This is a genomic window from Pseudomonas granadensis, assembly GCF_900105485.1.
Classification (GTDB): Bacteria; Pseudomonadota; Gammaproteobacteria; order Pseudomonadales; family Pseudomonadaceae; genus Aquipseudomonas; species Aquipseudomonas granadensis.
The window spans coordinates 4696604-4710664 of the sequence record NZ_LT629778.1 but is presented as its reverse complement, the minus strand read 5'-3'; the positions used below and the strand labels follow the sequence as shown (position 1 = coordinate 4710664).

Annotated in this window: 8 protein-coding genes; 3 read left to right on the top strand and 5 right to left on the bottom strand. The window is 60.8% G+C overall.

Annotation, left to right across the window (positions count from 1 at the left end; genetic code table 11):
- Window positions 1–183 precede the first annotated feature (183 nt).
- Window positions 184–4032: a cyclic di-GMP receptor MorA gene (gene morA / locus BLU52_RS20885; protein ID WP_090286472.1), complete on the bottom strand. Its 3849-nt coding sequence runs from the start codon at window positions 4030–4032 to the stop codon at window positions 184–186.
- A 286-nt stretch (window positions 4033–4318) separates the two neighbouring features.
- Between morA and ettA the strand changes: the two genes are divergently transcribed.
- Both ettA and gdhA read left to right on the top strand, forming a co-directional pair.
- Entirely contained in the window at window positions 4319–5983 is a 1665-nt protein-coding gene (ettA, locus tag BLU52_RS20880; RefSeq protein WP_003228391.1) for an energy-dependent translational throttle protein EttA, read from the top strand.
- 349 nt (window positions 5984–6332) lie between these two features.
- Window positions 6333–7670, top strand: a complete 1338-nt coding sequence (gene gdhA / locus BLU52_RS20875; RefSeq protein ID WP_090286469.1) for an NADP-specific glutamate dehydrogenase — start codon at window positions 6333–6335, stop codon at window positions 7668–7670.
- Here gdhA and BLU52_RS20870 read toward each other — a convergent pair.
- The 4 genes from BLU52_RS20870 to BLU52_RS20855 form a co-directional block, all read right to left on the bottom strand.
- Window positions 7667–8161 (bottom strand): GreA/GreB family elongation factor, encoded by a 495-nt coding sequence (locus BLU52_RS20870; RefSeq protein WP_090286467.1) that lies wholly within the window; start codon window positions 8159–8161, stop codon window positions 7667–7669. The genes gdhA and BLU52_RS20870 overlap by 4 nt on opposite strands.
- 69 nt (window positions 8162–8230) lie before the next feature.
- A complete protein-coding gene (locus BLU52_RS20865; RefSeq protein WP_090286465.1) occupies window positions 8231–8587 on the bottom strand; it encodes a hypothetical protein in 357 nt (118 codons plus the stop codon).
- A 212-nt stretch (window positions 8588–8799) separates the two neighbouring features.
- Window positions 8800–10653 (bottom strand): Lnb N-terminal periplasmic domain-containing protein, encoded by a 1854-nt coding sequence (locus BLU52_RS20860; protein WP_090286463.1) that lies wholly within the window; start codon window positions 10651–10653, stop codon window positions 8800–8802.
- Between the two features lie 96 nt (window positions 10654–10749).
- Complete coding sequence (locus tag BLU52_RS20855) at window positions 10750–11238, bottom strand: DUF3015 domain-containing protein (protein WP_007909797.1); 489 nt, start codon at window positions 11236–11238, stop codon at window positions 10750–10752.
- Between the two features lie 300 nt (window positions 11239–11538).
- Between BLU52_RS20855 and BLU52_RS20850 the strand changes: the two genes are divergently transcribed.
- Entirely contained in the window at window positions 11539–13977 is a 2439-nt protein-coding gene (locus BLU52_RS20850) for a Lon protease family protein (RefSeq protein ID WP_090286461.1), read from the top strand.
- The last annotated feature ends 84 nt before the right edge of the window (window positions 13978–14061 follow it).

Here is a 14061-nt window from a genome sequence, read left to right as displayed (position 1 = left end):
ATTCTAACCCAAGCGCTTTTATAAGGGCTATGAAACACAGTCAGGTTGTGGATAAGCGGGCTTCAAGCAGCAAGCTACGAGCTACAAGTCAAAAGCGCTTCGGCTTCCACTTGCAGCTTGCAGCTAACCTCTTGCAGCTCCTCTTCATGTTCGACTGACCTGAGCCGCCCGAAGCGGCTCAGGTCAGTCGAACATGAAGAGCGCGTCATTACTGAACTGCGCCTCGAACCGTCCTGCCGGCATCGGCCGGCCAAACAGATAGCCTTGCACCTCGTCGCAACCGTGCTCGCGCAGGAAGTCCAGTTGCTCGTGGGTTTCCACGCCCTCGGCGATTACCGCCAGGTTCAGGCTGTGGGCCATGGCGATGATCGCCCGGGCGATTTGCGCGTCCTGTTCGCCCGAGGGCAGGCCATCGACGAAGGTGCGGTCGATTTTCAGCACATCGATCGGGAACTGCTTGAGGTAGTTGAGCGATGAATAACCGGTACCGAAGTCGTCAACGGCGATGCTCAGGCCAAGATTTTTCAGGCCAGCGAGAATCTGCATCGCCTCGCTGACTTCGCGCATCAGGATACTTTCGGTCAGTTCCAGCTCCAGACACGCCGGCGGCAGGCCGGTTTCGCGCAGGATCGTGGCGATGCGCGTGCCGAGCTGGCCGTCGGAGAACTGCCGCGCCGAGATGTTCACCGACACCTTCGGCACGCGCACCCGTTGCTGGTGCCAGGTTTTCAACTGGCGGCAGGCTTCGCTGATCACCCAGTCGCCCACATCGACCACCAGCCCGAGTTCTTCCAGCACCGGTATGAAATCCCCCGGCGGCACCAGTCCGCGACGCGGATGGCGCCAGCGCAGCAGCGCTTCGGCGCCGGTCAGGCGTTTGCCGTCGCCGCTGAACTGCGGCTGGTAATACAGGACGAATTCGTTCTGCTCCAGCGCGTGGCGCAAGTCGCTTTCCAGCTCCAGACGCTCCAGCGCACTGGCGTTCATGTCGGCCTGGTAGAACTGGAAGTTGTTCTTGCCGCGCTCCTTGGCGTGGTACATCGCCGTGTCGGCATTCTTCATCAACTGGCTGAGCTCGTTGCCGTCCTGCGGACTGAGGGCGATGCCGATACTCGCGGTGACAAAGAACTCGCGCCCTTCGAGCACGAACGGCCGCACCAGACTGCCAAGGATCTGCTCGGCGACGTGAATCGCCCGGTTCAGCGCCAGTTCGCGGCTGGAACGATGCTGCAACAGCAGGGTGAATTCATCGCCGCCCATGCGCGCCACGGTGTCGTCTTCACCGACGCAGGCCAGCAGGCGGGTGGCCATGTCCTTGAGCATGCGATCGCCAGCGGCGTGGCCGAGGGAGTCGTTGATCGGTTTGAACCGGTCAAGATCGAGGAACATCAGCACCACCCACGACTTCTGCCGTTCAGCCGCTTGCAGCGCGGTGTGCAGGCGATCCTGAAACAGCGTGCGATTGGGCAGATGGGTCAGGGCGTCGTAGTAGGCGAGGCGGTGAATCCGCTGTTCGCTGGCCTTGCGCTCGCTGATGTCGCTGAAGAAACACACGTAACTGGCCAGATCGCCCTCGTCGTCGAGCACCGCCGTAATCCCGACCCACGCCGGGTAGTGCTCGCCGTTACGGCGTTTCATCCAGACTTCGCCTTCCCAGGTGCTGTGCTCGTGCAGTTGCTTGAGCACGTAGCGCAGGTGCGCGTCCTGCTGTTCATCGACGGTGAGCATGTTCGGCAACTGGTCGAGCACTTCGCCCACTGCGTAGCCGCTGACGCGGCTGAACGCTTCGTTGGCCTGGACGATGTAACCGGCCGGGTCGGTGATCAGGATCGCCGAGGTCGAGTGCTCGAAGACCGTGGCAGCCATGCGCAGGTCTTTTTCGGCGCGGCGCTGCTGGCTGATGTCGCGGCCGACGCCGAGCACGCCTTCGAAGGCGCCATGTTCGTCCCAGACCAGCACCAGGCGCAGTTCGATGGGGATCTTGCGGCCATCGGCCCGCAGGCAGTCGAACAGAAACAGTTGCGTCTGCACCTGACTGCGCAGCAGGGTCAGTTGTTCGGGCTTGTCCAGGGCTTTGCTGACGCGATCCATGAGCGTGTAGATGCCGCTCAATTGCTGCGGGTTGGCGATGGTCGATTGCCAGCCGTTCTGGAAAATCCACTCGGCGTTGTAACCCAGCACCGCTTGCACCGACGGGCTCACATAGTTCAGCGAGAGCTTGCTGTCGGTGGAGAAGATCACGTCGCTGATGCTTTCGGCGAGCATCCGGTAACGCTGCTCGCTGTCGCGCAGGGATTCGCTGGCCTCGATCTGCTCGGTGATGTCCTTGGCCACGCCGATGATTCGGGTGACCTGATCGTGTTTGTCCCGCGCCAGTGCCTGTTCGCGAATGTCGAAGCGCCGCCACTTGCCGTCGCGATGACGGAAACGCAACTGGCACTGCAGCAACTGGCTGTAACCGGCGTGGCGCTGCAGCTGCCGCGAGCGATGGTAGTGGTCGGCATCTTCCGGATGCAGCAGGATTTCCCAGAAGTATTCGCCCATCTGATGCAGTTCGCTGCGGTTGTAGCCCAGCGTCTGGCCGAGGTGATGGTTGCTGAAAATCATCCGCTGGCTGATCACATCCTGCACATAGAGATGGTCCGGCACGGTGCGCACCACATCCGACCAGAAACCCTCGCGCTCGAGCAGCGACAGTTCGATCAGCTTGCGGCTGGTGATGTCGTTGATGCTGAGGATCACCGCTTTGTAATCGTCTTGCTCGTTGGGCAGGCGCAGCACCATCCACAGATGTTGGTCGCGACCGTTGCCGTCCGGCAGTTTGATTTCCAGCTCCAGCTGATCCTGCTGCAGCAAAACCGCATCGAGAATTTGCTGGCCGATGACGCAGTGCTGATGCGGTTGGCCGGCGATCAGCAATTGCCAGGCGTGCTCGCAGGAATTGACGTTGAGCAGTTGCAGTGCGACCTGATTGACCTCGGTGACGCGCAATTCCTGAAGCAACTGTTGGCATTGCTGCGGCTGGTCGAGCCAGGCCTTGAGCTGGTCGCTGCTCTGGATCTGCGCCTTGGCGAACGCCTGCTTGAGTCCCGACAGATCGAGCACGCAGAGGGCCACGCCGGTGCCTTCGAAAATGTCCTGATAACGGCGGCGCCCTTCATGCAGTTGGCGCTGACGCCGACGCATGTTCAGCAGCGCGATCACCGGCAACATCGAAAACGCCAGGCCCAGCAGGCATTTGCCGATGAACGCCGGCAACAGTTCTTCGAGCACCCGCTGGCGGTCGAACAGGCCGCGCAACTGCCAGTCGCTGCTGCTCAGCGGCACGGTCAACACGGTGTTGGCCAGGTCGTCCGGGGTCAGTACGCCGGGTTTGGTCGACGGCTGCGCTTTGTCGCGGCTGATGATCTGATGGTTGACGCGATTTTCCACCAGCCACAGCGGACGCAGGCCGGCTTCACCCTGTTTGGTCAGTGAATCGAAAAACGTCGGCGTCAGGCGCAGCGCCCAATAACCACGCGTGCTGCCGCTGGCCTGATGCAGCAACAGGTGCACCACTGAGCCATCGTCGGCGTTGCTGAAATAATGTGCCTGGGCGCGGCTGCGCCGGACCAGTTCGGTGAGGTAGTCGGCGTCGTCGCTGTTCGCGGCGCTGTCGCTGATGATCCGCCCGGATGGGCTGAGCAACGCCATGCTGCGCAGATCGGGCAGCGATTGCTGGAGCTTGCGCAACAGCGCCTGCTGTTCGTCGGCTGATTGCGGTTGTTCGACGATCGGTAGCAGATTGAGGGCGATTTGCGCGTTCAGCGCCATGTTCAGGCTGACCTGGGCGGCAAGGTCGGCGGTGTAGTCGATGGTGTACTGGCGCTGGTTTTTCTGAGTTTCGCGCAGTTGATCGAGCAGTTGCCAGAACAGCAGCGCCAGCAATAAAAGCACGAGCGTCGCCAGCGCACCCTTCAATGTGCCGCGCAGGGACGAGCCGGGCGCCGCTGGGGTGCTGCTCACAGAAGCTGGCGGAGTGACGTTGGACAAGCTGTGATCCTGCGGATTGGCTGGACTGGCGCGACGTGCACTATAAGCCGGACGCCCAAAGGGCGGCTAGCATGCCTTGAGTCGTGGCGAAGTGCCAGCCCCTCGCGGCTGGACTGCCTGTGAGCATTCAGGTAGCTTTGCCGGTTAGACCGGGGGCGTTCCAGCCCCTACAATCAGACTTTTTCCTGCGCGCACGCATTGATCGATCAAGTGAACGACGCGCACCGGTCTGGCCAGGCATCGCCTGCGCTCCAATCATTCATCTGTCACTGACCCAAGGTTCTCCATGGCTCAATACGTCTTCACCATGCATCGGCTGGGCAAAGTTGTACCGCCGAAGCGGGAAATTCTCAAAAACATTTCGTTGTCCTTCTTCCCCGGCGCCAAGATCGGCGTGCTCGGCCTCAACGGTTCGGGTAAGTCCACGCTGCTGAAAATCATGGCCGGCGTCGACACAGAGTTCGAAGGTGAAGCGCGTCCGATGCCGGACCTGAACATCGGTTACCTGCCGCAAGAGCCGCAACTCGATCCGACCAAGACCGTGCGTGAAGTGGTCGAAGAAGCGGTGAGCGTGATCAAGGATGCGCAAGCGCGTCTGGACGAGGTCTACGCCGCTTACGCCGACCCGGATGCCGACTTCGACAAACTGGCCGCCGAGCAGGCCAAGCTTGAAGCGATCCTGCAGGCCAGCGATGGTCATAACCTGGAGCGCCAACTGGAAGTCGCCGCCGATGCACTGCGTCTGCCAGCCTGGGATGCGAAAGTCGAACACCTGTCCGGTGGTGAAAAGCGTCGTGTGGCCCTGTGCCGTCTGCTGCTGTCGGCGCCGGACATGCTGCTGCTCGACGAACCGACCAACCACCTGGATGCCGATTCCGTGGCCTGGCTGGAGCATTTCCTCCACGACTTTCCGGGCACTGTGGTCGCGATCACGCACGACCGTTACTTCCTCGACAACGTCGCCGGCTGGATTCTGGAACTCGACCGCGGTGCTGGCATTCCTTACGAGGGCAACTATTCGGGTTGGCTCGAAGCCAAGTCCGATCGTCTGGCCGCTGAATCCAAGCAGCAGTCGGCCCACGAAAAAGCCATGAAGGAAGAACTGGAGTGGGTGCGCAAAGGCGCGAAAGCCCGCCAGTCGAAATCCAAGGCCCGTCTGCAACGCTTCGAAGAAATGCAATCGCAGGAATTCCAGAAGCGCAGCGAAACCAACGAGATCTACATCCCGGCCGGTCCGCGTCTGGGCGACAAGGTCATCGAATTCAAGAACGTCACCAAGGGCTACGGCGATCGCGTCCTGATCGACAACCTGTCGTTCTCGATGCCCAAGGGCGCCATTGTCGGCGTGATCGGTGGTAACGGTGCCGGTAAGTCGACCCTGTTCCGCATGCTGATGGGCAAGGAAACCCCGGATTCCGGCACCATCGAAGTCGGCGAAACCGTACAACTGGCCTGCGTTGACCAGAGCCGCGAAGACCTCGACGGCAGCAAGACCGTGTTTCAGCAGATCTCCGACGGTTCCGACCAGATCCGCATCGGCAACTACGAGATTCCGTCGCGTACCTACGTCGGTCGCTTCAACTTCAAGGGTGGCGATCAGCAGAAGTTCGTCAAGGACCTGTCCGGTGGTGAGCGCGGCCGTCTGCACCTGGCGCTGACCCTGAAGGAGGGCGGCAACGTCCTGCTGCTCGACGAACCGTCCAACGACCTCGACGTGGAAACCCTGCGTTCGCTGGAAGAAGCGCTGCTGGACTTCCCGGGCGCCGCCATTGTGATCTCTCACGATCGCTGGTTCCTTGACCGTGTCGCCACGCACATCCTGGCGTACGAAGACGACTCGCAAGCGGTGTTCTTCGAAGGCAACTACACCGAGTACGAAGCCGACCGCAAAAAGCGCCTCGGCGAAGCAGCGGCCCAGCCACATCGGGTACGCCACAAGAAACTGGCCTGATTCGGCTGGTTGCATGACAAAGCGGAGCCTTCGGGCTCCGTTTTTTTTGCCTGGGTTTTTCCAGATAAACCGTGGAGAGGCTATCGCGAGCAGGCTCACTCCTACATTTGAAATGCGTTTCCCTGTAGGAGTGAGCCTGCTCGCGATAGCGATGTAACTATTGGTGCGTGTTCTGGATGTGTACTCACCAATGAGGTGCAAAACAGCTTGGAAATCAGGGCTGATTTATATCTTGTGCACCATTTAATTTCATAACTGCGACATTTTGCTCTGTTCCTGTGTGCAATCGGTTTGTTACAGTCCGGCCCAATCTCCTCCAACGACAATGAATTTGCCGAGACTTTTGCCCATGACCGAATCCGTCGAATCTTTCCTCGCGCGCCTGAAAAAACGCGACCCCGATCAACCGGAATTCCACCAGGCTGTCGAAGAAGTGCTGCGCAGTCTGTGGCCATTTCTCGAAGCCAACCCGCGTTACCTGACTTCGGGGATTCTGGAGCGCATCTGCGAGCCGGAGCGCGCGGTGGTGTTTCGTGTGTCGTGGGTCGACGATCAGGGCAGGGTTCAGGTCAATCGTGGTTTCCGCATCCAGATGAACAGCGCCATCGGCCCGTACAAGGGCGGTCTGCGTTTTCATCCGTCGGTGAACATGGGCGTGCTGAAATTCCTCGCCTTCGAACAGACCTTCAAGAACTCGCTGACGTCGTTGCCGATGGGTGGCGGCAAGGGCGGTTCGGACTTCGATCCGAAGGGCAAAAGCGACGCCGAGGTCATGCGTTTCTGCCAGGCGTTCATGAGCGAGCTGTATCGCCACATCGGCGCGGACGTGGACGTACCGGCCGGCGACATTGGCGTTGGTGCACGGGAGATCGGTTTCCTGTTCGGTCAGTACAAGCGCCTGAGCAACCAGTTCACCAGCGTCCTGACCGGCAAGGGCATGACGTATGGCGGCAGCCTGATTCGCCCCGAAGCCACCGGTTTCGGTTGCGTGTACTTCGCCGAGGAGATGCTCAAGCGCCGCGGGCAAAGCGTTGAGGGCAAGCGTGTGGCGATTTCCGGTTCCGGCAACGTCGCGCAATACGCCGCGCGCAAAGTGATGGATCTGGGCGGCAAGGTGATTTCCCTGTCCGATTCCGAAGGCACGCTGTTCTGCGAAGCCGGCCTGAGTGAAGAGCAATGGCTGGCGCTGCTGGAGCTGAAAAACGTCAAACGCGGGCGCATCAGCGAACTGGCGGCCGCATTCGGTCTGGAGTTCCGCGCCGGGCAGTTGCCATGGGCGCTGCCGTGCGACATCGCGCTTCCGTGCGCCACGCAGAACGAACTCGACGCCGAAGCGGCGCGCACGCTGCTGCGTAATGGCTGTGGATGCGTGGCCGAGGGCGCGAACATGCCGACCACGCTGGAGGCTGTGGATATCTTTATCGAGGCGGGCATTCTGTTCGCCCCGGGCAAGGCGTCCAACGCCGGTGGCGTCGCGGTGAGTGGTCTGGAGATGTCGCAGAACGCCATGCGCCTGCTGTGGACGGCCGGCGAGGTCGACAGCAAGCTGCACGCGATCATGCAATCGATCCACCACGCTTGCGTGCATTACGGCGAGGAGAACGGCCAGGTCAATTACGTCAAAGGCGCGAACATCGCCGGCTTCGTCAAAGTCGCCGATGCGATGTTGGCGCAGGGCGTGGTTTAAGCCGGTTCGATGCGGATCACTTCAATCACCTGATCACCGGCGGGGCGCTGCCACAGCACCTCATCGCTGAGCCGTGCGCCCAGCAGCGCCCGGCCCAGCGGCGAGGCCCAATTGATCAGCCCCTGACTCGCGTCGGCCTGATCCTCGCCGACCAGTTGCACGCGGTGTTCGGTGCCGTGCTCGTCGGCGTAGGTCACCCAGCTGCCGATCTGCACTTTGTCGGTGGACGTCGCGGCGACGGCCACTTGTGCGCTGCTCAGGCGTTGATTGAAGTAACGCAGATCCCTTTGCAGATCCGCCAGACGCTGCTTGTCGGCCTGCTCACCCTTGGCCGTTTGTTCGGCATGCAGGTCTTGCAGCTCGGCGACTTTCGCCTGCAACTGCGCCAGACCTTGCGGCGTCACGTAATTGGGCTGCGTGCTGACCTGCCGCTCGACCGGCTGATCGGCTTGTGCGGCGGCGTTGTCCTCGTTGACGAATGCGCGACTCATGGTGTCCTCCTCTAAAGGATTTGGGCCATGTTCGCCGGCATTTGGTTTCACTGGATGTCTGCAAGCGACCTATTGCGAGCGATAAGCCCGCCCAGCGTCCTGATCCTTCTGTTGCTGCCAGGCGCGTTCGCGTTCGTCCCAATGTTCGTTGCGATAGTCTTCGCGGCTCCTGTTTTCCAGCATCGCCTGGCATTGGCGAAAGCCGTCGACCCAGCCTTCGGCGTATTGCTGGTCCTTGAGATAGCGCGGCACGTTCTTGCGAAACTCGCCGCTGATCGAACCAGCGGCTTGCCGGCCGCTGACGCAACCGTCATCGAAACCGTCGGCGAAGGCCGGTGGATAACCCTTGGCGATCAGATCCTCATGGGTCGACTGACAACCGCCCAGCACCAGCAACACGCCCAGCAAACCCGCACACCGCCACATTGCACTCTCCCGCGCCGATACTCGGCTCCTAAGGAAAGTCTAGAAGGGGATTCATGAGGCGGCTGTCGAAGGCCTGTGAAAAATCCATTGCACACCACAAAGCCCCTGTAGGAGTGAGCCTGCTCGCGATGGCGGTGTGTCAGTCACAGCAGCACTGACAGACGAATTGCTATCGCGAGCAGGCTCACTCCTACAAGGGGATATGTTCGAAGTCAGTAGTGATACCACTTCACTTCGAGCATGACTTCGGTCTCGGGCGTGGCGAGATGGCTGAATTCACGCTGCGCACTCAAGCGCAAACCGAGGTTGCGCGACAGCTCCCACTGCTGATTGAGGCTCAGACTGCGGCGCACTTCACCGTTGACGAAGTAATCGCCCTTGGCCTCCAGACTGAGGTTGCCCAGCGGGTTTTTCCACAACACACCGGTATTGAAACCGCCGGCCGGGGACACGAACTCGGCGAAGTCATTGTTGTGTTCCACGCGCACGGTGCCGAGTGCAAAGCCCAGCACATCCTCGCCCAACTGCCATGTACCACCGCCACCGCCGTTGACGTGGCTGACCAGAGTCTCGTCATCATGCTTGCCCGGCACCCGCTCAAGGCCACCGGTGACTTGCCATGACAATGGCTGCAGCAGCTCATTGCGCGGAGTCAGCGAGCGAATGGTCGCCAGATCCAGTTGCTGCAATTGCCAGTCGTTGCCCTCGTACTGGCGCAGCTTCAGTTGCAGGATCTCGATCTGCGCGCCGAGGGGAAAGCTTTCGGCGTTGTCGTTGAGGTCGTGATAGGCCATGCGCAGGCCATATTCACCAAAGGCGCGATCGCCGCGCGTGCCGAGGCCGGCCTGCCAGGTGCGGGATTCGTGACCGTCTTCAGGCAGGCCCGGTTGTGGAATTTCCAGCTCCGGCGCCGGGTTCTTGTTGATCGCCCGCAGCAGTTCGAAACTGCGCTGCGCCCGTTGCGGATCGCGTTCCAGGCCGTTGGCGCGGTAGCGCTCCAGACGATAGGCCGCATCGACGATCAGCCCCTGACGGTCGCGGGGCAGCGCCTTGAACGTCGAATCCTGCAAAACCTGTTGATCGGCGCTGACCTTGAGCACCCACTGTTGTTCGTCATCGCTCAGCGGCTCGGCGCGGCTGAGCAATTCGCGCTCGCGGGACGGGCGATATTCGATGTGCTCGACCAGCCCGGCCTCTTTTACCGCTTTGACGGTGTCGGTGGGGATGGCAGTCAGCGGGAATTGCTCGGTCAGGCGCAGGCTCGGCCGCGCGACTTGCAGCAACTCGAGCAAGCGATAGGAGCAGTTTTCGTCGAAGAAGAAATAATCGAACTGGATCTGCTTGAGCTCCCAGACATGCTCGACCATACGCGCGGTTTCTTCCTGCGACAGGTTCAACCGGTATTCCCACAGGTCGCGGTTCTCGAGGCTGCGGTATTCGGAGAGTTTTTCCTGATACGGCACCAGCGCGAACAGCCCCGGATAGCCGCCCATCAAGCCTTTCCAGGCATAGAGAATGCTGTTGTCGGAGCCTTCGATATAGGCGCCGAAGTTGATCGCGTAGCTGAGCAGCGAAGTCTTGTCGGCCTGTACATCGGCCTGATCGATGCGCAACAGGGTGTGGCCGAACATCGACGAAGGACTGTTGAGGTAGGCGGCCGGGAAAATCATCACCGCGCTGTGCGGCGAGACGTCCTTGAACCACTTCTTGTACTCGGCGCACTCCGGCGTCGGCAGATCGTTGAGGTTGAGCTGCGCTTTCAGCCAGCGCGTGCGCGCCGGGTAAACACATTGTGCGTGCTGTTCTCCAAGGCTGGCGGGCGCATACAGCGCCTGCACGGTCGCGGCCAGTTCACGGTCGGGGTGTTCGTTGCCGTCGGGTGCGAGAAAGAACTTCTTGTCGCTGACATAGCTGCGCCAGCCGCCGAGCTTGGCGGTTTCGTAATGACCGAGGGAAATCCAGAAGCGGTCGTTGGCCAGTTGCTGCAAACGTTGAGGGTCGATGTGAGGCGCGGCGGACAGCGGGGCGCAGACACAGAGCGCCAGCCAGGCAAGGCGTTTGAGCATAGTCGGCAACTTGAACAGGAAAGAAATAAAAGACCCAAGGAAGGGCGGGCCAAAAAAACAAAACCCGCTTCCCGAAGGAAGCGGGCGGGGTCGAGCTTAAGCCTGGGTTGCGTACTTGGCCAGACGTGGGTCCGATTTCAGTACCGCCAGGGTATTGGTATGCACGTCTTCTGCGGTCACGTCAGCCTTGCTGAAGATCTGCTGGAAGTGCTCGTGAGTGACAGCGGCAAAGTGCGCGCGATCTTCTGGTGCCACGCCCAGTACCACAGCGTAAGTCGTCAGCGCTTCGCCGTTGCCTTTGGCCATGTCTTCGGACAGCTCGTTCATCATGCCATTCATGGCGAACCAGGATTTGCCGCCGTAGGTCAGCGACGCGTTGGTCGAGCAACCGTTGGTACCGGAGGTCATACCGAAAGTAGCGTTACCGGAAGTGCCGTTGGTGGTGGAAGCGAGGAAGTGAGCCGGGGTGCCACGCTGACCTTCGAACAGCATGTTGCCCCAACCGCAATCCGGGCCGCCTGGAGCTTGCGCCATTGCGTTGATGGATACAGCGGTGAAGAGAGTACCGAGAAGAATCCGTTTCATAGCTTTTTTCTCTTTATGTGCATACCAATGGACAGGGTTCTGACTTTCCGGTGCTGCGTGAAACAGAGCCGAATATAGCCAGTGGGCCAGTATTAGTTCCAGCCGCGCAGTTTGGAGTTTAGGCACGTTCCGAGGGTTCCGTGGTTTTTTACAAAATATTTGGAATAAACCCCGGTTTTACGGGACGCGCCGCCGGGCTGGTCGGCTGTCTATGCTTTGTCATGTGGCGCGCCTTGCCAGTGGGGCATGGGCAGCGCCAGAATGCCGCTATCTGCCCCGCCCGATTGTTAAGGAAGCCCGATGCCTGATTCTGTTGCTGCCAGCTTGCGTCTCGCGCCCGAAGCGCTGACCCGTCCGTTTTCCGCTGAACAGTTCAGCTTCACTACCACCAATGATCTGGAGCCCTTTCGCGGTGTGCTCGGCCAGGAACGCGCGGTCGAAGCCTTGCAGTTCGGTGTGGCCATGCCACGCCCCGGTTACAACGTATTCGTCATGGGCGAGCCCGGCACCGGGCGTTTCTCGTTCGTCAAACGCTACCTGAAAGCCGAAGGCAAACGCCTGCAAACCCCGGCGGACTGGGTCTACGTCAATAATTTCGACGAGCCGCGCGAGCCGCGTGCGCTGGAATTGCCATCAGGCACCGCCGGCGCCTTCATCGGTGACATCAACGGCTTGATCGACAATCTGCTGGCGACTTTTCCGGCCGTGTTCGAGCACCCGTCCTACCAGCAAAAGAAAAGCGCCATCGACCGCGCCTTCAACCAGCGCTACGACAAGGCCCTCGACATCATCGAGCGCCTGGCCCTGGAAAAAGACGTCGCGCTGTATCGCGACAGCAGCAACATCGCCTTCACGCCAATGCTCGACGGCAAGGCGCTGGACGAAGCCGAATTCGCCCAGTTGCCGGAAGCCGAGCGCGAGCGCTTCCACGATGATATTTCCGGGCTCGAGGAGCGTCTGAACGAAGAGCTCGCCAGCCTGCCGCAGTGGAAGCGCGAATCGAACAATCAACTTCGCCAGCTCAACGAAGAAACCATCACCCTGGCCTTGCAGCCGTTGCTGGCGCCGTTGTCGGAGAAGTACGCCGAGAACGCCGCGGTCTGCGGTTATCTGCAAGCGATGCAGGTGTATTTGCTGAAAACCGTGGTCGAGCAACTGGTCGACGACAGCAAGACCGACGCCGTCGCGCGAAAACTGCTCGAAGAGCAATATGCGCCGAGCCTGGTGGTCGGCCATCCGGCCAGCGGCGGTGCGCCAGTGGTTTTCGAGCCACACCCGACTTATGAAAACCTGTTCGGTCGTATCGAATACACCACCGATCAGGGCGCGCTGTACACCACTTATCGGCAGTTGCGCCCAGGCGCTTTGCACCGCGCCAACGGCGGTTTTCTGATTCTCGAAGCGGAAAAAATGCTCAGCGAGCCGTTCGTGTGGGATGCGCTCAAGCGCGCGCTGCAATCGCGCAAACTGAAAATGGAATCGCCGCTGGGCGAGATGGGCCGTTTCGCCACGGTGACCCTGAATCCGCAGCACATTCCGCTGCAGGTCAAAGTCATCATCATTGGTGCGCGGCAGCTGTACTACACGCTGCAGGACCTCGATCCGGACTTCCAGGAAATGTTCCGCGTGCTGGTCGACTTCGACGAAGACATCCCGATGGTCGACGAGAGCCTGGAACAGTTCGCCCAGTTGCTGAAAACCCGCACTTCGGAAGAAGGCATGGCGCCGCTCACCGCTGATGCGGTGGCGCGTCTGGCGACCTACAGTGCGCGGCTGGCCGAACATCAGGGGCGCTTGTCGGCGCGTATCGGCGATCTGTTTCAACTGGTCAGCGAGGCGGACTTCATTCGTCATCTGGCTGGTGATGAAATGACCGATGCCGGGCACATCGAGCGAGCCCTGAAAGCCAAGGCCACCCGCACCGGCCGGGTGTCGGCGCGGATTCTCGACGACATGCTCGCCGGCATCATCCTGATCGACACCGATGGCGCGGCGGTCGGCAAGTGCAACGGGCTGACCGTGCTTGAAGTCGGCGACTCGGCGTTCGGCGTGCCGGCGCGGATTTCTGCCACGGTGTACCCGGGCGGCAGCGGCATTGTCGACATCGAGCGTGAGGTCAATCTCGGTCAGCCGATCCACTCCAAGGGCGTGATGATTCTCACCGGCTATCTGGGCAGCCGTTACGCGCAGGAATTCCCGCTGGCGATTTCCGCGAGCATCGCGCTGGAGCAATCCTACGGTTACGTCGATGGCGACAGTGCGTCGCTGGGCGAAGCCTGCACGCTGATTTCGGCGCTGTCGAAAACCCCGCTCAAACAGTGCTTTGCGATCACCGGTTCGATCAACCAGTTCGGTGAAGTGCAGGCGGTCGGCGGGGTCAACGAGAAGATCGAAGGCTTCTTCCGCCTCTGCGAAGCGCGCGGACTGACCGGCGAGCAGGGCGCGATCATTCCGCAGGCCAACGTCGCCACGCTGATGCTCGACGAAAAAGTCCTCGCGGCGGTGCGAGCCGGACAGTTCCACGTTTACGCGGTGCGTCAGGCCGACGAAGCGTTGAGTTTGCTGGTCGGCGAACCGGCCGGTGAGCCTAATGAAGATGGGCAATTCCCGGAAGGCAGCATCAACGCACGAGTGGTGGAGCGTCTGCGTGATATTGCCGAGATGATCAGCGAAGAGGATCTCAAAGAAGCCGAGAAGGAACTGGCGCAGGAGGCACTGGCCGAAGCCAAACCCGCTTAAGCCTCAGCACGGTAAAAAACTGTGGGAGCCAGCCTGCTGGCGATGCGATATGTCATTCAGCCAAGGTGCTGGCTGAACCACCGC